The organism is Delftia sp. PE138 (genome assembly GCF_018320755.1).
Taxonomy (GTDB): domain Bacteria; phylum Pseudomonadota; class Gammaproteobacteria; order Burkholderiales; family Burkholderiaceae_C; genus Comamonas; species Comamonas tsuruhatensis.
In genome coordinates this window covers 274,251-292,501 of sequence record NZ_JABEPN010000005.1, presented here as the reverse complement: position 1 = coordinate 292,501, position 18,251 = coordinate 274,251, and the positions used below count along the sequence as shown (strand labels likewise).

Annotated in this window: 15 protein-coding genes and 1 tRNA gene; 11 read left to right on the top strand and 5 right to left on the bottom strand. The window is 66.9% G+C overall.

What is annotated here, in order from left to right; translation table 11 throughout:
• Window positions 1–93: 93 nt before the first annotated feature.
• The 9 genes from HFGMBDPB_RS18745 to adhP all read left to right on the top strand — a co-directional run bounded on the left by HFGMBDPB_RS18745 (window position 94) and on the right by adhP (window position 10,819).
• The gene (locus HFGMBDPB_RS18745; RefSeq protein ID WP_212646001.1) at window positions 94–1,461 is read left to right on the top strand and encodes an NAD(P)-dependent oxidoreductase; all 1,368 of its coding nucleotides are present in this window, start codon (window positions 94–96) and stop codon (window positions 1,459–1,461) included.
• A gap of 34 nt (window positions 1,462–1,495) precedes the next feature.
• Window positions 1,496–2,815 carry an NAD-dependent dihydropyrimidine dehydrogenase subunit PreA gene (gene preA / locus HFGMBDPB_RS18740; protein ID WP_013803150.1) on the top strand — a complete coding sequence of 440 codons (1,320 nt, stop codon included), beginning with the start codon at window positions 1,496–1,498 and terminating at the stop codon, window positions 2,813–2,815.
• A 132-nt stretch (window positions 2,816–2,947) separates the two neighbouring features.
• The gene (locus HFGMBDPB_RS18735; RefSeq protein WP_034363133.1) at window positions 2,948–4,441 is read left to right on the top strand and encodes an NCS1 family nucleobase:cation symporter-1; all 1,494 of its coding nucleotides are present in this window, start codon (window positions 2,948–2,950) and stop codon (window positions 4,439–4,441) included.
• 30 nt (window positions 4,442–4,471) lie between these two features.
• A complete protein-coding gene (gene hydA / locus HFGMBDPB_RS18730) occupies window positions 4,472–5,932 on the top strand; it encodes a dihydropyrimidinase (RefSeq protein WP_212646000.1) in 1,461 nt (486 codons plus the stop codon).
• 24 nt (window positions 5,933–5,956) lie between these two features.
• A complete protein-coding gene (locus HFGMBDPB_RS18725; RefSeq protein ID WP_154834701.1) occupies window positions 5,957–7,225 on the top strand; it encodes a Zn-dependent hydrolase in 1,269 nt (422 codons plus the stop codon).
• 70 nt (window positions 7,226–7,295) lie between these two features.
• Window positions 7,296–7,372: transfer RNA gene (locus HFGMBDPB_RS18720), tRNA-Val, on the top strand.
• Between the two features lie 245 nt (window positions 7,373–7,617).
• Complete coding sequence (gene phaR / locus HFGMBDPB_RS18715; RefSeq protein WP_016445296.1) at window positions 7,618–8,157, top strand: polyhydroxyalkanoate synthesis repressor PhaR; 540 nt, start codon at window positions 7,618–7,620, stop codon at window positions 8,155–8,157.
• A 92-nt stretch (window positions 8,158–8,249) separates the two neighbouring features.
• Window positions 8,250–9,638: a 30S ribosomal protein S12 methylthiotransferase RimO gene (gene rimO / locus HFGMBDPB_RS18710; protein WP_047468807.1), complete on the top strand. Its 1,389-nt coding sequence runs from the start codon at window positions 8,250–8,252 to the stop codon at window positions 9,636–9,638.
• A 152-nt stretch (window positions 9,639–9,790) separates the two neighbouring features.
• The gene (gene adhP / locus HFGMBDPB_RS18705) at window positions 9,791–10,819 is read left to right on the top strand and encodes an alcohol dehydrogenase AdhP (protein ID WP_212645999.1); all 1,029 of its coding nucleotides are present in this window, start codon (window positions 9,791–9,793) and stop codon (window positions 10,817–10,819) included.
• Window positions 10,820–10,882: 63 nt separating this feature from the next.
• Here the strand turns inward: adhP and HFGMBDPB_RS18700 are convergent, their stop codons facing one another.
• The 5 genes from HFGMBDPB_RS18700 to HFGMBDPB_RS18680 form a co-directional block, all read right to left on the bottom strand.
• On the bottom strand, window positions 10,883–12,304 hold the full coding sequence (locus HFGMBDPB_RS18700; protein ID WP_046983666.1) for an MATE family efflux transporter: 1,422 nt from the start codon (window positions 12,302–12,304) through the stop codon (window positions 10,883–10,885).
• A gap of 47 nt (window positions 12,305–12,351) precedes the next feature.
• A complete protein-coding gene (locus HFGMBDPB_RS18695; protein WP_017406154.1) occupies window positions 12,352–12,951 on the bottom strand; it encodes a DUF2239 family protein in 600 nt (199 codons plus the stop codon).
• Window positions 12,952–13,104: 153 nt separating this feature from the next.
• Complete coding sequence (efp, locus tag HFGMBDPB_RS18690) at window positions 13,105–13,659, bottom strand: elongation factor P (protein WP_016445346.1); 555 nt, start codon at window positions 13,657–13,659, stop codon at window positions 13,105–13,107.
• Window positions 13,660–13,822: 163 nt separating this feature from the next.
• On the bottom strand, window positions 13,823–14,956 hold the full coding sequence (earP, locus tag HFGMBDPB_RS18685; RefSeq protein WP_046237909.1) for an elongation factor P maturation arginine rhamnosyltransferase EarP: 1,134 nt from the start codon (window positions 14,954–14,956) through the stop codon (window positions 13,823–13,825).
• Between the two features lie 5 nt (window positions 14,957–14,961).
• Window positions 14,962–15,846, bottom strand: coding sequence for a LysR family transcriptional regulator (locus tag HFGMBDPB_RS18680; RefSeq protein WP_017406152.1), 885 nt, complete (start codon window positions 15,844–15,846; stop codon window positions 14,962–14,964).
• Between the two features lie 168 nt (window positions 15,847–16,014).
• Between HFGMBDPB_RS18680 and HFGMBDPB_RS18675 the strand changes: the two genes are divergently transcribed.
• Window positions 16,015–17,232, top strand: a complete 1,218-nt coding sequence (locus HFGMBDPB_RS18675) for a CaiB/BaiF CoA transferase family protein (protein ID WP_047217675.1) — start codon at window positions 16,015–16,017, stop codon at window positions 17,230–17,232.
• Complete coding sequence (locus HFGMBDPB_RS18670) at window positions 17,229–18,218, top strand: hydroxymethylglutaryl-CoA lyase (RefSeq protein ID WP_016445350.1); 990 nt, start codon at window positions 17,229–17,231, stop codon at window positions 18,216–18,218. Before HFGMBDPB_RS18675 ends, HFGMBDPB_RS18670 begins: the two co-directional genes overlap by 4 nt.
• Window positions 18,219–18,251 lie beyond the last annotated feature (33 nt).

Genomic DNA, 18,251 nt, shown 5'->3' with positions numbered 1-18,251 from the left:
GCGGGCCGCTTTGCGTTGTCCGAGATGGCCCGGCATGGCCCTGCATGCCGTGTCCCCCTTCACGCCCTCAATCCTGACTCTGGAGGATGCACCATGGATAGCCCCGCGCAACGCGCCTGCGGCATTGCCGCCGGCCGCCTGAACCTGGCCGACTACGCGGCCAATTTCTCCGACGCCCACCCCCCGCTGAACCGCGCCCAGGCCCTGATTGAGGCCGAGCGCTGCTACTACTGCTATGACGCGCCGTGCACCACGGCCTGCCCCACCAGCATCGATGTGCCGGCCTTCATCGCCCGCATCGCCCAGGACAACGTCCGTGGCGCGGCGCGCGAGATCCTGACGGCCAACCCGCTGGGCGGCATGTGCTCCCGTGTCTGCCCCACGGAGCAGTTGTGCGAGCAGGCCTGCGTGCGCAACACCCAGGAAGACAAGCCGGTCGAAATTGGTGCACTGCAACGCTATGCGACCGATGCCTTCATGGCCTCCGGTGGTGCACCGCTGTTCCAGCGTGCCGCCGCCACGGGCCGCAAGGTGGCCGTGGTCGGAGCTGGCCCTGCCGGCCTGACATGCGCGCACCAATTGGCGCTGCAGGGCCACGAGGTGGTGCTGTTCGACGCCCGGCCCAAGCTGGGCGGGCTCAATGAATACGGCCTGGCCAGCTACAAGACCCCCGGTGATTTTGCGCAAAAGGAAATCGACTGGCTGCTGTCCGTGGGCGGGATCACGCCGCGCAACAACCAGCGGCTGGGACGAGATTTCACGCTGGATTCGCTGCTGGCAGAGCATGACGCCGTATTCCTCGGCCTGGGCCTGGCGGGCGTCAATGCGCTGGGCGCGGCCGAGCCGCAGGCCGAAGGCTTGCGCAATGCGGTGGACTTCATTGCCGACATCCGCCAGACGGCCGACAAATCCATGGTGCCGGTGGGCCGGCGCGTGGTGGTGATCGGCGGCGGCATGACGGCGGTGGATGCGTCCGTGCAGGCCCGGCTGCTGGGCGCCGACGAGGTCACCATGTTCTACCGCCGGGGCAAGGATGCGCTGTCCGCCTCCTGGGTGGAGCAGGAATGGGCGCAGACCCATGGCGTCAACTTGCGGCTGTGGGCCGCGCCCCAGGAGATCCTGGTGCAGGACGGCAAGGTCTGCGGCGTGCGCATGGCCTGCACCCGCATGGAGGGCGACAGGCTGCAGGTGACGCAGGAGGTGTTCGACGTGCCGGCCGACATGGTGCTCAAGGCCATTGGCCAGACCTATGTCGCCACGCCGGCGGGCGCGGCCATTGCCTTGCGTGACGGCCGTATCGACACCGACGACGAAGGCCGCACCAGCGTGCCGCGCGTGTGGGCCGGCGGCGACTGCCGCGCCGGTGGCCAGGACCTGACCGTGCAGGCGGTGGAGCACGGCAAGGTCGCCGCGCGGGCCATGCACCAGGCGCTGACCAGCGCCGTGGCGGCCGGGGTTTGAGCGGCTGTGCCCGCGCTTTTCAAGGAGCATCGACATGGCAGACATCAGCAGCCGCTTTCTGGGCATTTCCAGCCCCAATCCGTTCTGGCTGGCCTCGGCACCGCCCACGGACAAGGAGATCAACGTCACCCGCGCATTCGAGGCCGGCTGGGGCGGCGTGGTGTGGAAGACGCTGGGCGAGGACCCGCATGTGGTCAACGTGAACGGGCCGCGCTACTCCACCCTCATGGCGCAGGACCGGCGCGTGATGGGCCTGAACAACATCGAGCTGATCACCGACCGGCCGCTGCGCACCAACCTGGAGGAAATGACCCGCGTGAAGAAGGCCTGGCCTGACCGCGCGCTGATCGCCTCGCTGATGGTGCCCTGCGTGGAGGAAAGCTGGAAGCGCATCCTGCCCATGGTGGAGGATACCGGCGCCGACGGGCTGGAGCTGAACTTCGGCTGCCCGCACGGCATGAGCGAGCGCGGCATGGGTGCGGCCGTGGGCCAGGTGCCCGAGTACATCCAGATGGTCACGCAGTGGTGCAAGCAGTACAGCCGGCTGCCGGTGATCGTGAAGCTCACGCCCAACATCACCGACGTGCGCTTTCCCGCGCGGGCGGCCAAGGCCGGCGGGGCGGATGCGGTGTCCCTGATCAACACCATCAACTCGCTGATGGGCGTGAACCTGGACACCCTGGTCATGCACCCCAGCACCGACGGCCAGGGCTCGCACGGCGGCTACTGCGGCCCGGCCGTGAAGCCCATCGCCCAGAACATGGTGGCCGAGATCGCGCGCGACCCGCAGACGGCGGGCCTGCCCATCTCGGGGATCGGCGGCATCACCACCTGGAAGGACGCGGCCGAATACATCGCGCTGGGATGCGGCAATGTCCAGGTGTGCACGGCGGCCATGGTCTACGGCTTTCGCATCGTGCAGGACATGTGCGACGGGCTGTCCAACTACATGGACGCGCACGGCTTTGCGCGCATCGAGGACTTCCAGGGCCGGGCCGTGCCCACGGTCAGGGACTGGAAGGACCTCAACCTCAACCACATCGACAAGGCCGTCATCAACCAGGACAGCTGCATCCAGTGCGGGCGCTGCCACGTGGCCTGCGAGGACACCTCCCACCAGGCCATCACTTTCAGCAAGGAGGGCGGTGTGCGCCGCTTCGAGGTGGATGACACCGAATGCGTGGGCTGCAACCTGTGCGTGTCCATCTGCCCCGTGCCCGAGTGCATCACCATGCGCAGCCTGCAGCCGGGCGAGGTGGACCCCCGCACCGGCCAGACGGTCACCGGGGAGTATGCGAACTGGACCACGCACCCGAACAACCCCATGCGCCAGGCCGTGACGGCGCAGGGCTAGAGGGGGCATTGCGGCAGGTCGGCGCACGGCCCGCATCCGGGCCGACCTGGCACGAAATGCGCTTGATGGAAAAAGTCAGACCCTGGATCAGCAATGGATTGGTGATTTCTCTCTTCGAGAAGGAGCTTCGCAATGTCGCATGCCCCGCATTCCGGTGAGTCCGCAGGCAGCCTGTGGAACCACGACCTCGCACCCACGCTGCCGAGCCAGCGCACCTGGACCTGGTACCACTTCGCCGCCCTGTGGATAGGCATGGTGATGTGCATCCCGGCATACACGCTGGCCGCCAGCATGATCACGAACGGCATGTCGTGGTCGCAGGCGGTGATGACGGTGTTCCTGGGCAATCTCATCGTGCTGATTCCCATGCTGCTCATCGGCCATGCCGGGGCCAGGTACGGCATTCCCTTCGCCGTGCTGGCCCGTGCCTCCTTCGGCACCCACGGGGCCAAGCTGCCCGCACTGCTGCGGGCCCTGGTGGCCTGTGGCTGGTACGGCATCCAGACCTGGTTCGGCGGCATGATGATCTACACCCTGCTGGGCGTGCTGCTGGGCCATCCGCTGGAAGGCGAGAAGATCGCGGGCCTGGGCATCAATGTGGGGCAGCTGGTGTGCTTTCTGGTGTTCTGGGCGATCCAGTTCTACTTCGTGGTGCATGGCATCGAGTCCATCCGCAAGCTGGAGACCTGGACAGCGCCGCTCAAGATCCTGATCTGCTTCGTGCTGCTGGGATGGGTCTACCAGAAGGCCGGCGGCTTCGGCCCCATCATGGAGCAGCCTTCGCAGTACGCGCCGGGCGGCCCCAAGGCGGGCCAGTTCATGTCGGTGTTCTGGCCGTCGCTGACGGCCATGGTGGGCTTCTGGGCCACGCTGGCCTTGAACATTCCGGACTTCACGCGCTTTGCCAAGTCGCAGAAGGACCAGGTGGTGGGCCAGGCCATCGGCCTGCCCGTGCCCATGGGGCTGCTGGCCATGCTGGCGGTGGTGGTGACATCGGGCACCGTGGTGATCTACGGCAAGGCCCTGTGGGACCCCGTGGATGTCGCCAGCCGCATGACGGGCGCGGCCGTTTTGATCGCGCTGATCGTGCTGCTGATCGACACCGTGAGCGTGAACCTGGCAGCCAACCTGGTCGGGCCGGCCTATGACTTCTCCGCCCTGGCGCCCAGGAAGATCAGCTACCGCGTGGGCGGCTACATGACGGTGGCCATTGCCATCGTGATGATGCCCTGGAAGATCCTGGAATCGACCGAGGGCTACATCTTCACCTGGCTGATCGGCTACTCGGCACTGCTGGGGCCGATCGCGGGCATTCTGATGGTGGACTACTTCCTGGTGCGCAAAAAGCAGCTGGTGGTGGAAGACCTGTACAGGGAAGAGGGCGTCTACCGCTACTCCAACGGCTGGAACTGGGTGGCCGTGGCCGCCTTCGCCCTGGGCGTGGCGCCCAACCTGCCCGGCTTCCTGCACGCGGCGTTCCCCGCTGCATTCCCGAACGTGGGTGATTTCTTCAAGCATGCCTATGACTACGCATGGTTCATCGGCCTGTTCATTGCCGGCGTGGTCTACCGCATCGGCATGGCAGGCCAGGTGACCAAGGGCGCGCCTGCGCTGAGCAAGGCATAGGCCGGACCAACCAACAGGAGGCATGACGCTATGGGTCAATCACAGGGTTCGGTATGGGTGCGTGGCGGCACGGTGGTGAATGCAGACCGGCAGGAGAAGGCCGACGTGCTGTGCGTGGATGGGGCGATTGCGGCCGTGGGGCCGGATGTGGCGGCCCTGGTGCCGGCCGGGGCGCAGGTGATCGATGCCTCGGGGCAGTTCGTCATGCCCGGTGGCATCGATCCGCACACCCACATGCAACTGCCCTTCATGGGCACGGTCACGGCCGATGACTTCTACACCGGCACGGCGGCGGCGCTGGCCGGTGGCACCACCAGCATCATCGATTTCGTCATTCCCGATCCGCAGGAGCCGCTGCTGGACGCCTACCGCAAATGGCGCGGCTGGGCCGAGAAATCGGCGGCGGACTACTCCTTCCACGTGGCCGTCACCTGGTGGAGCGACAGCGTCCATGCCGACATGGGCACGCTGGTGCGAGAGGAGGGCATCAACAGCTTCAAGCACTTCATGGCCTACAAGAACGCCATCATGTGCGACGACGAAACGCTGGTGAACAGCTTCAAGCGCGCGCTGGAGCTGGGCGCCATGCCCACGGTGCATGCCGAAAACGGCGAGCTGGTCTACCTGCTGCAGCAGGAAGTGGCCAAGATGGGCATCACCGGGCCCGAGGGCCATCCGCTGGCCCGTCCGCCCATGGTGGAGGCCGAGGCGGCCAACCGCGCCATCGCCATCGCCGGCGTGCTGGGCGTGCCCATCTACGTGGTGCATGTCAGCTGCACCGAGGCGGCGCAGGCCATTGCCGCGGCCCGTGCACGCGGCCAGCGCGTGTATGGCGAAGTGCTGGCCGGCCATCTGGTGATCGACGAAAGCGTGTACCGCGACCCCGACTTTGCCAAGGCGGCAGCCCATGTGATGAGCCCGCCCTTCCGTGCCAAAGGCCATCAGGAGTCCTTGTGGCAGGGCCTGCAGTCGGGCCAGCTGCACACCACGGCCACCGACCATTGCACCTTCTGCGCCGCGCAGAAAGCCATGGGCCGGGACAACTTCGCCAAGATCCCCAACGGCACCGGCGGCGTGGAGGAGCGTCTGGCCGTGATCTGGGATGCGGGCGTGAACACCGGCCGGCTGACGCCCAGCGAATTCGTGGCCATCACCTCGGCCAACACGGCCAAGCTTTTCAACATCTATCCGCGCAAGGGCCTGGTCGGCGTGGGCGCCGATGCCGATCTGGTCGTCTGGGACCCTGCTGCCACGCACACCCTGTCGGTCAGGACCCAGCGCTCCAAGGGCGACTACAACATCTTCGAGGGGCGCACCGTACAAGGCATGCCCAGCCACACCATCAGCCAGGGCGTGGTGGCCTATGCGCAGGGCGATCTGCGTGCCGAGAAGGGCAAGGGGCGCTATATCAAGCGCCCTGCCTTCGGCCCCAACTTCGATGCGGTGCAACGCCGCGCCGCCACGCTGCAGCCCACGGCCGTGGCGCGCTGAAGCCCGCATGACAAGGAGACCGCAATGGATACAGATACCCAAGTGAAGCAGGACATCGCGCAGCTGCGCGTCAACGGAAGCCGGCTGTGGGATTCACTCATGGAGCTGGCGCAGATCGGCGCCACGCCCAAGGGCGGCGTCTGCCGCCTGACGCTGACCGACCTGGACCGCCAGGGCCGTGATCTGGTGACCCGCTGGGCGCGCGAGGCGGGCATGACGGTGACCATCGACAAGATCGGCAACGGCTTCATGCGCCGGCCCGGGCGCGACAACAGCCTGCCGCCCATCATGACGGGCAGCCACATCGACACCCAGCCCACGGGCGGCAAGTTCGACGGCAACTACGGCGTGCTGGCGGGGCTGGAGGTGGTGCGCACGCTCAACGACCACGGCATCGAGACCGAAGCGCCCATCGAAGTGGCCTTCTGGACGAACGAGGAAGGCTCGCGCTTCGTGCCGGTGATGATGGGCTCGGGCGTGTTCGCCAAGGCCTTCACGCTGGAGCATGCCTATGCAGCCACCGACTCCGAAGGCAAGACCGTCAAGGGCGAGCTAGAGCGTATCGGCTATGTGGGCAGCCAGGAACCGGGAGACCACCCGATCGGCGCCTACTTCGAATCCCATATCGAGCAGGGCCCGGTGCTGGAGGACAACGCCAGGACCATTGGCGTGGTTACCGGCGTGCTGGGCATCCGCTGGTATGACTGCGTGGTCACGGGCATGGAGGCCCATGCCGGCCCCACGCCCATGGCCCTGCGCAAGGATGCGCTGCAAGTGGCCGCGCAGCTGATGCAGGAAGTGGTGGCCTGCGCCCACCGCCATCCGCCCCACGGGCGCGGCACCGTGGGCATGGTGCAGGTCCATCCCAACAGCCGCAACGTGATCCCGGGGCAGGTCAAATTCAGCATCGACCTGCGCAACGCCACCGATGCCGACTGCGAAGCCATGGACGCCGACATCCGCGCAGTGGCCGACCGCATCAGCCGGGAGACGGGCCTGCCCATAGCGATCAACCTGGTGTCCAGCTACCCCGCCCAACCCTTCCATGCCGACTGCGTGGATGCGGTGGCGCGCGCCGCCAAGGCCCTGGGCTACTCGCACATGCCCGTCGTCTCGGGCGCCGGGCATGATGCGGTCTACATGGCGCGGCTGGCGCCGGCCGGCATGGTCTTCATCCCCTGCAAGGACGGCATCAGCCACAACGAGATCGAGGACGCCACGCCCGCGGACATCACCGCAGGCTGCAATGTGCTGATGCACGCCATGCTGGAACGCGCCAGGGTGGCGGGTTGATCCAAAAAACTGCGCAACTTGCCCGGAAGCCCTGTTTTGCACTGCTATACTTGCGGCTTCAACAAACGACAGGCGCGTAGCTCAGCTGGTTAGAGCACCACCTTGACATGGTGGGGGTCGTTGGTTCGAGTCCAATCGCGCCTACCAAACACAGCAGTCTCACCAGGGGCTGCAAAAAAGAAATCCCGCTTCAAGCGGGATTTTTTTTGCCCCAACGGTTGCATGGCGGCCATTTGCCGTGTCGCATGCGTTGATCCCCATCAGGGTTACTGCTGCGCCGGGTGCTGCAGGTGCTGCCTAGAATCTGTTGCAGTGCAATAGCCGATTGCCCGCACGAGCCGGTGCAAGCAGGCGCAAACAGGTACAGCAGGTACAAGAGGAGAAGCATTGCAATGCAAGAGACGACAACAGCCGCCGCCCCCAGCGCACAGCGCGTGATCAAGAAATACCCCAACCGCCGTCTCTACGACACCAACACGTCCTCCTACATCACGCTGACGGAAGTCAAGCAGCTCGTGATGGGCAACGAGCCCGTGGTGGTCAAGGACGCCAAGACGGGCGAAGACCTCACGCGCAGCATCCTGCTGCAGATCATTCTGGAAGAAGAGGCGGGCGGCGCCCCCATGTTCTCCGAGACCGTGCTGGCCAACATCATCCGTTTCTACGGCCACGCCATGCAGGGCTACATGGGCTCCTACCTGGAAAAGAACGTGCAGATGTTCACCGACTTCCAGAACAAGCTCGCCGAGCAGGCCCAGGGCACCTCGCCCGAGGCCTGGAGCCAGTTCATGCGCATGCAGCCGCCCGCCATGCAGAACATGATGAGCAGCTATATGGAGCAGTCGCAGAACATGTTCGCCCAGATGCAGGAGCAGATGCAAAAGCAGACCGAGCAGATGCTGGGCGCGCTCGGGATCAAGCGCAATAGCTGAGCTTGCAGGGATAAGTTCGGGGGCGGTTTACCAAGTTCGCGCAGAACTGGGACAATATCGCCCCTATGACCCCCACGAGCGACGCAACAACCATGACAACCCCTGCCGGCGCGGCCGCTCCGCGCGTGGGCTTCGTCTCCCTCGGGTGCCCCAAGGCACTCACGGACTCCGAACTCATCCTTACCCAGCTCAGCGCCGAGGGTTACCAGACCTCCAAGACCTTCGAGGGCGCTGACCTGGTGATCGTCAACACCTGCGGCTTCATCGATGACGCCGTGCGCGAGAGCCTGGACACCATTGGCGAGGCGCTGGCCGAGAACGGCAAGGTCATCGTCACGGGCTGCCTGGGCGCCAAGGCGGGCAAGGATGGCGGCAACCTGATCCAGGAAGTGCACCCCAGCGTGCTGGCCGTGACCGGTCCGCACGCCACGCAGGAGGTGATGAATGCCGTCCACACCCATCTGCCCAAGCCGCACGATCCCTTCATCGACCTGGTGCCGGGCGCCTTTGGCGAGGCGGGCATCAAGCTCACGCCCAGGCACTACGCCTACCTGAAGATTTCCGAGGGCTGTAACCACCGCTGCACCTTCTGCATCATCCCTTCCATGCGCGGCGATCTGGTTTCGCGTCCGGTGGGCGATGTGCTCAAGGAGGCGCGCGCACTGTTCGAGGGCGGCGTCAAGGAACTGCTGGTGATCAGCCAGGACACCTCGGCCTATGGCGTGGACGTGAAGTACCGCACGGGCTTCTGGGACGGCAAGCCGGTGAAGACGCGCATGCTCGAACTGGTGCAGACGCTGGCCGAGATCGCCGAGCCCTATGGCGCCTGGGTGCGCCTGCACTATGTCTACCCGTACCCCAGCGTGGACGAGATCATTCCGTTCATGGCCACGGGCCGCGTGCTTCCTTATCTGGACGTGCCCTTCCAGCACAGCCATCCCGATGTCTTGAAGCGCATGAAGCGCCCCGCCAACGGTGAAAAGAACCTGGAGCGCCTGCAGCGCTGGCGCGAAATCTGCCCGGACCTGGTGATCCGCTCCACCTTCATCGCGGGCTTCCCCGGCGAGACGGAGCAGGAGTTCGAGCACCTGCTGCAGTTCCTGCGCGAGGCGCAGATCGACCGCGCGGGCTGCTTTGCGTACAGCCCGGTCGAAGGCGCTGCCGCCAACGAGATTCCCGGCATGCTGCCCCTGGAAGTGCGTGAGGAGCGCCGCGCGCGCTTCATGGCCGTGGCCGAGGAGGTTTCCACTGCGCGCCTGCAAAAGCGCGTGGGCCAGACCATGCAGGTGCTGGTGGACAAGTCCGTGGGCCTGGGCAAGAAGGGTGGCGTGGGCCGCAGCTATGCCGATGCCCCCGAGATCGACGGCCTGGTGCACCTGCTGCCGCCCGAGAAGGCCAGCAAGACCTACAAGGTGGGCGACTTCGTCAAGGCGCGCATCGTGGGCACGCAAGGCCATGACCTGGTGGGCCAGCCCGTGTAAGCCTGCCGTTCTGCCATCTCCCGAAAACGGGCAAGGTTCTCCTTGCCCGTTTTTTTTGTCTTTTCCGGACCAGTGCCTGATATCGATCAAGGCGGCCGGACCTCTTCGCTGAAATGCTGTACCTACTTTGACGCAAAGAAAGGATGGCGCGAATGAACAGGACCATGAAGGCCGCCGTGGTGCGGGAGTTTGGCAAGCCGCTCACCATCGAGGAAGTCCAGGTGCCCAGGCCCGATCCCGGCCATGTGCTGGTGAAGATCGAGGCCTGCGGCGTCTGCCATACCGACCTGCACGCGGCGAAGGGCGACTGGCCCGTCAAGCCCAATCCGCCTTTCATTCCCGGCCACGAAGGCGTGGGCTATGTGGCCGCCGTGGGCGCGGGCGTCACCCACGTGAAGGAGGGCGACCGCGTGGGCATTCCGTGGCTGTACACGGCCTGCGGCCATTGCGAGCATTGCCTGGGTGGCTGGGAGACGCTGTGCGAGCAGCAAAAGAACACCGGCTACTCCGTCAACGGCGGCTTTGCGCAGTACGCGCTGGCCGATGCCAATTTCGTGGGCCTGCTGCCCGGCAGCGTGGACCTGATCGAGATCGCGCCCGTGCTGTGCGCGGGCGTCACGGTCTACAAGGGCCTGAAGGTCACCGACACCAAGCCCGGCAACTGGGTGGTGATCTCGGGCATCGGCGGCCTGGGCCACATGGCCGTGCAATATGCCAAGGCCATGGGCCTGAACGTGGCGGCGGTGGACGTGGATGACGACAAGCTGGCGCTGGCACGGCGCCTGGGCGCACAGGTCACGGTCAATGCCATGACCACGGACCCTGCGGCCTACCTGAAAAAGGAGATCGGCGGCGCGCACGGCGCCCTGGTCACGGCGGTCTCGCCCAAGGCCTTCGAGCAGGCGCTGGGCATGGTGCGGCGCGGCGGCACGGTATCGCTCAACGGCCTGCCGCCCGGCAGCTTCCCGCTGCCCATCTTCAACATGGTGCTCAGCGGCGTGACGGTGCGCGGCTCCATCGTGGGCACGCGGCTGGACCTGCAGGAGTCGCTGGATTTCGCGGCCATGGGCAAGGTCAAGGCCACCGTGTCCACCGACCGGCTGGAGAACATCAACGACATCTTCGCGCGCATGCATGAAGGCAAGATCGAAGGGCGCGTGGTGCTGGACCTGAACGCCTGACGCTTTGCCCACCCCCAAAAAAACAGGCTTCCCTCGGGAAGCCTGTTTTGCATGGCGCACGCCTTACACCATGCGGCGGATCGGGCGCTTCTTCCACACCAGCTTGTAGTAGGCGGTCTGCAGGCACAGCGTCAGGGTGTAGGACAGCGGAAAGGCCATCCAGATTCCCATCAGCCCGAAGCTGCGGCTCAGCCACCATGCCATGGGCAGCTCCAGCACGGCGAGCACCGTGATGGTGATGGCCGTGGGAATGACCACATCGCCGCTGGCACGCATGATGGACGACAGGGCAATGAAGCAGCCCAGCAGCAGGCCGCTCCACAGCACGATGTACAGCAGCTCGATGGCCAGCACCAGCACCTGCTCGTCGGTGATGAACATGCCCAGCAGCGGCCGCGCGAACAGGCTGCCGATCAGGGCCAGGGCGGCACCCAGCACCAGGTTCATGCGTATGGCCGTGGCCGTGATGGCGCCCAGGCGCTCGCTGCGGCCAGCGCCGATGGCCTGGGCGCCGAGGATGGAGGCCGTGATGGCCACCGAAATGACCGGGAACTGCGCAAACGAGTTGATCTGGTTGACCGCACCATAGGCTGCCGTGGCGCTGGAGCCGAAGCCGTTGACCAGCGACACGACGACCAGCCCGGCCATGGACGAGGCGATCATCTGCACGCCCGTGGGAATGCCCACGCGCAGGATGCTCTTGAGCAGGGTCCGGTCAATGCGCATGGCTTTCCACAACGCGGCATTGGGCGCCAGCGGGCTGGCTATGCGGCGCAGCCGCCAGCCCAGCCAGGCCAGGGCCAGGGTGAAGCCCAGGATCATGGACACGCCCGCGCTGGCCACGCCCAGGCGCGGCAGGCCGCCCCAGCCCGCAATCAGCGCCGGCGTGCAGACCAGGCCCGTGCCGGTGGAGATCAGCAGGGCCAGCATGGGCGAGACCGTGTCGCCCACGCCGCGCAGCAGCGAGGTGGCCAGCAGGAACACGAACAGCCCCGGCATGCCCAGCAGCACGATGCGCGAATACAGCGTGGCTTGCTCCATGATGTCGGGCGGCGTGCCCAGCAGACGCATCAGCGGCTCGGTGAACAGTCCGCCGAACAGGGCCACGACGGCGCCGAACAGCAGCCCTATGCACATGGCCGTGCCTGCGATGGCGCGCAGCTTGTCGTGCATGCGCGCACCGTAGGCCTGGCCTATCAGCACCGAGGAGCCTGCGCCCAGGCCGATCACGAAGGCGATGAAGAGAAACATCACCGGAAAAAAGGCCGCGACGGCCGCCAGGGCCTGCACGCCCAGCATCTGGCCGATGAAGACGCTGTTGATGGTGCCCGACAGCGACTGCAGGATATTGGCCAGGACCATGGGGCCCAGGAACACCAGGAAGGTGCGCCACAGCGGCTGGGTGCCGTGGGCGATGGGCGGCCCGGCGGGGCTGGATGCGGCAGGCGCAGCAGCCTGGGGCAGAGGTTCGTTAGGTTTCGTCATGTTGTGTCTGTTAATGCGACGAGAAAATGCAATGGAAGGCGGGGGCTTCAGTCCTGCGCTGGCGATGGCGGCGAGGACCAGGCAGCGCTGCTCAGTTGCTGCAGATAGCTTCGCACATCCTCGGGCCAGGTGGCGGTGTGCCTTGCAAAGGCGTCGGCCTGGTGTGCAAAGAGGGCGCGGCTGGCGTCCTCGAAATGGGGCAGGTCGCCCGCCATCTCGCTCATGAATCGGTAGGCGGCCTCGGTGGCGGCGCGCACGGCATCCTGTGCGGCATGCTTGCCACGCGCCTCGTCCACCAGTCTGCGCAGTGCGCCGGAGGCGCCGCCGGGCTGGCGGTTCAGCCATTCCCAGTGCCGTGGCAGCAATGTGACTTCGCGTGCCACCACGCCCAGCTTGGGGCGGCCCACGCTGCGCGGTGCGGCGGCTTGTCCGGGTGCGGGCGATGCGGCCAGTTCGCTGCGCCAGTCCAGGTCCAGCCGCATGCCGCTGTGGTCGTCGAAAACCCACAGCGGCGGCGCCGATCCGCTGCCTTGCGGCTGCTGTTCATGGCTTTGCAGGAACTGCAGGACGGCAGGCCTGTCCCCCTGCAGCAGGCGGCCATGGCCCTGGAAGATGGTGTAGCTGGGTGCGGGCTCGGCGCCCGCCATGCAAGAGTCGGTAGTCATGTGCTAGATATTAGCCGGGTAAAATATGCAAGTCAATTAAACCCGGGTAAATGTCTGCATGGATGCCGCGCGCCCAAAGAAAAAGCCCCTGGCAGAGACTGCCAGGGGCTTCGCAGAGGGAACTGCAGGCGTCGGTCAGACGCGCTTGCGGTACTCGCCGGTGCGGGTATCGATTTCGATCTTGTCGCCCTGGCTCACGAACAGGGGCACGGGCACTTCAAAGCCGGTGGCGATCTTGGCGGGCTTGAGCACCTTGCCCGATGTGTCGCCCTTGACGGCGGGTTCGGTCCAGGTGATTTCGCGTTCCACGGACGTGGGCAGTTCGCAGGAGATGGCCTTGCCGTCGTAGAACACGACTTCGGCCTGCATGCCGTCTTCCAGGTAGTTGATGGCGTCGCCCATGTTGGCGGCTTCCACTTCGTACTGGTTGTATTCGGCATCCATCCAGACGTACATCGGATCGGCGAAGTAGGAGTAGGTGCACTCCTTCTTGTCCAGGATCACGTTGTCGATCTTGTCGTCGGCCTTGAACACGACTTCGGTGCCCATGTTCGACAGCAGGGCCTTGAGCTTCATGCGCACGGTGGCGGCGCCGCGGCCACCGCGAGCGTATTCGGTCTTCAGGACGATCATCGGGTCCTTGCCGTGCATGATCACGTTGCCGGCGCGGATTTCTTGAGCGATTTTCATAGCTTGCTTGGCTGAGGTTGAAGCCGCTCAACAGGGCAGGCAAGCGAAGTCGCTGGGACGGTGCGCCTGCCGCAGTTCCGCGGCGGGTGCAACCCTGGTTGGTCGATGGCGGCCGGCTGGCGGTCGCCCGCAACGGCGCCTCCAGGGAGGCAAAACGTGCATTCTAGCTTTTTTCGGTCACGAAAGCTTGCAGCTGCTCAATCAATGGGGTCTGTTGCAGCAGCCGCGCGCGCGCGGCCAGTGCGCAGTCCTGCCATTGCCGCAGCAGCGCAGGCGTGATTGCGGGCAGGGTGCTTGCCGGTGCCATGCCGTTCCAGGCATGGTGGAAGGCGCGCAGGCTGGCCGGCGCCTGCAGCCAGTCCAGGAAGGCGTCGAGCTTGTCGTGGTGGGCGTCGTCGTGCTGGGGATAGATGTGCCAGACCAGGGGCTGGCCGGCCCACAGCGCGCGTACCAGCGAATCCTCGCCGCGCACCAGGTTCAGGTCGCAGGCCCAGAGCATCTCGTCGAACTGCGGCTGGGGGCAGGGCTGCAGCGCATGCCGGGTCACCGAACCGTGGTCTGCGGCGGTCACGCCGGCCATGGCCTGCTGCACCGCGGCTGCCGCGCGCCCGGGAGTCACCAGCAGATGCGTGGCCTGTGGTGCGGGCGGCGCAGCATGCAGCTGGCACAGCCAGTGCGGCAGGGCAGGCGGTTCGTAGCAGAACAGCGAGATGGCGCAATCGCCGGTGCCTAGGCCGTGGCGTGTGCGCCAGGCCTGCCGGCCCCCGGAAGCAAAGGCTGCCTGGCGCGCGGCCAGGTCCGGCTCGCGCAGCAGGCCACCCGTGGCGGCCGTGAAGCCCGGATAGAAGAACCAGCGCGTCAACCCCGCAGCCGGCCCCGACATCAGCGGCGATGGCAGGCGGTGGCAGCGCTCCACATAGTCCTCGGCCGACAGGTACTCCAGGTTGATCCACAGCGGTGCCCGGCGCGCGATGGCCGCCAGAAAGGGCGGCGGAATCTCGCAGCCGAAGGCCTCGATGACCACATCGCCCACGGCCTGCGGGACGTCCTGCGCCTGCGTGGGCCAGCCGTGCACGCTGAGTCCGGCCGGGTGCGGCCGGGGCGCCATCCAGGCCAGGGCGCTGGCGTCGTCCATCCACAGCCGCACGCGCTGGCCGCGTGAGGCCAGGTCGGCCGCCGCGCGCCAGCACACGCCGATGTCGCCGAAGTTGTCTATGACCTGGCAGAAGATGTCCCAGGTCCGTGCAGCGGCCTGCTCTGGCTGCGGGTCCGGGGGGATGGGGTTGAAGGCAAGCATGGGAATCAGGGTTCGCACAGGTGTTCGACCAGCAACTGCGCCACGGGCGGCAGTGCCTCCTGCGAGCGCACGCACAGCATCAGCTGGCGCTCGGCCCAGGGCTCGTCCAGCGCAATGCAGCGCAGCGGCAGGGCGCCCAGGTACAGGCGTGCGCTGCCTTCGGGCAGGATGCCGACGCCCAGGCCCGAGGCCACCATCAGGCACAGCGCGTCATAGCCCGTGACCTTCATGCGCAGCCGGGGCTGCAGGCCCAGGTCGGCCGCGGCGCGCGTGATCTGGTGGTTGAGCGCGCTGCCCGCGTGCATGCCCACCAGGTCATGGTCCAGCACCTGGGCCAGCCGCAGCGAGCGCCGACGCGCCAGCGCATGGCCCTGGGGGACGATGACGATGAGGCGGTCGCGCCGGTACGGGCGCAGGCGGATCTTCTCCCCGTAGCTGCCCTGGTTGAGGATGCCGATATCGGCCTCGTTGTCGGCCACGGCGCGCGCGATGTCGCTGCTCACCCGCTCCTGCAGGCGCACGTCCACATGCGGGTGCTGGTCCAGGAAGCGCTGCAGCTGGGAGGGCAGGAACTGCGTGATGGCCGAGATGTTGGCCATCACGCGCACATGGCCGCGCAGGCCGCTGCCGTACTCGCGCATCTGCTCGCCGATGCCGTCCAGGTCATTGAGCACGCCGCGCGCCATGTTCAGCAGTGCATAGGCGGCGGCCGTGGGTACGCTGCCGCGGTTGCTGCGGGTGAACAGCTCCACCTGCAGCTGGCTCTCCAGCTCGGCCAGCCGCCGGCTGGCGGCCGAGGGGGCGATGTGTTCACGTGCGGCGGCGCGGGCGATGGCGCTTTCCTCCATCACGGCCACGAACAGGCGCAGCGAAATCGGGTCGAGTTTCATGGGGTGGCGATTATCGCCCGGCCCCGCCCGACCGGGTTCTGCCATGCCGGTTTGCGATGGCAGCGTCGCGCTTGAGCGTTTTGCGGCCGGCGCGGACGGCGGCAAGATCGGCGCCGCGGCAATGCCATCGGAGGCTGGCCGCAGGAGACAAAGAGGAAGCGCTAACCCATGACACAACAGACAAGGCAGGCCCCCACACCCGGCGCGCTCAGCGGCGTGCGCGTGGTCGAGATGGGGCAATTGATCGCCGGGCCGTTCTGCGGCAAGACGCTGGGCGAGTTCGGCGCCGACGTGGTCAAGATCGAGGCGCCGGGCGCGGGCGATCCGCTGCGCAACTGGCGCCTGATCAAGAACGGCACCTCGGTCTGGTGGCAGGTGCAGTCGCGCAACAAGCGTTCGGTGGCGCTGGACCTGCGCCAGCAGGAGGGCCAGGACATCGCGCGGCGCCTGATCGCCGAGGCCGATGTGCTGGTGGAGAACTTCCGTCCCGGCACGCTGGAGGGCTGGGGCATGTCGCCCGAAGAGCTCCATGCGCTCAACCCCGGGCTGGTCATCCTGCGCATCTCGGGCTACGGCCAGACCGGCCCCTACCGCGACCTGCCGGGCTTTGGCGTGATCGGCGAGGCCATGGGCGGCCTGCGCCACCTGACGGCAGAGCCAGGCCGCGTGCCGGTGCGCGTGGGCGTCTCGATTGGCGACACGCTGGCCGCGCTGCATGGCGTGATCGGCGTGATGATGGCCCTGTACCACCGCAAGGTGAACGGCGGTGCCGGCCAGGTCATCGACGTGGCGCTGCATGAGGCCGTGTTCAACGTCATGGAAAGCCTGCTGCCCGAATACAGCGCCTTCGGCGCCGTGCGCGAGGCCGCAGGCAGCGCGCTGCCGGGCATCGCGCCGTCCAACGCCTATCCCTGCCAGGACGGCTGGGTGCTGGTGGCCGGCAATGGCGACTCCATCTTCAAGCGCCTGATGGCCACCATCGGCCGCCAGGACCTGGCCGACGATCCGCAACTGGCCGACAACGCGGGCCGCGTGGCGCGCATTGCCGAGATCGATGCCGTCATCGGCGGCTGGACGCGCACGCAGAGCGTGCAGGCCGTGATGGACCAGCTGGCCGCCGCACGCGTGCCGGCCGGCAAGGTCTACACCGCCAAGGACATTGCCGAGGACCCGCACTACCGCGCCCGCGACATGATCCTCAGCCAGCACACGCGCGACGGCGACGACATCGAGGTGCCGGGCATCGTGCCCAAGCTCTCGCTCACGCCGGGCACGGTGCGCACCAGCGCCCCCCATGTGGGCGACGACACCGACGCGGTGCTGGCCGAGGCCGGCCTCACGGCCGAACAGATTGCGCTGCTGCGCAGCAAGGGAGTGATCCAATGAATGCCGTCCACCCCACGGATGTCTGGCAGGGCGCGGGCCGCCGCGTCTTCTTCAACGAGGTCGGCACGCGCGACGGGCTGCAGATGGAGCAGGCCTTTGTCCCCACCGAAGACAAGATCGCCCTGGTCAATGCGCTGTCGCAGGCCGGCCTGTCCAAGATCGAGGTCACGGCCTTTGTCTCGCCCACGGCCATTCCCGCACTGCGCGACGGCGAAATCGTCATGCGCGAGATAGAGCGCCGCCCCGGCACCGTCTACACCGCCCTGGTGCCCAATGCCCGGGGCGCCGAGCGCGCCATCGAGGCGCGCACGGACGAACTCAACCTGGTCATGTCGGTCAGCGAGACCCACAACCTGTGCAACCTGCGCATGCAGCGCAGCCAGTCGTTCGCGGCGCTGGCCCAGGTCGTGGCCACGGCGCAGCAGGCGGGCGTGCCCGTCAACGTCTCGCTGTCATGCTGCTTTGGCTGCCCCATGGAAGGCGATGTGCCGCAGCAGGAAGTCTTCGGCTGGGTGCAGCGCTTTGCCGATCTGGGCGTGCAGGGCATCACGCTGTGCGACACCACGGGCATGGCCTTCCCGACCCAGGTGCGCGCCATGGTGGCCGCCTTCCGGCAGCGCTGGCCGCAGCTGGGCATGACCCTGCATTTCCACAACACGCGCGGCATGGCGCTGGCCAATGTGCTGGCCTCCATCGAGGCGGGCGGCGACCGCTTCGATGCCTCCATCGGCGGCCTGGGCGGCTGCCCCTATGCGCCGGGCGCCTCGGGCAATGCCTGCACGGAGGACATCGTCCACGCGCTGCAGCTCATGGGCTACGACACCGGCGTGGACCTGGCGCAGATCGTCGCGGCCGCGCGCAGCCTGCCCGCGCTGATCGGCCATGACACGGCCAGCCAGATCGCCAAGGCCGGCGCGCGGCTGGACCTGCACCAGCCACCGGCCGACTTTGCAGCCATCCGCGAACGGGCTTTGGCCAAGGGCTGAGGCCGGCGCGCATTCTCATTCACAAGAACCGAG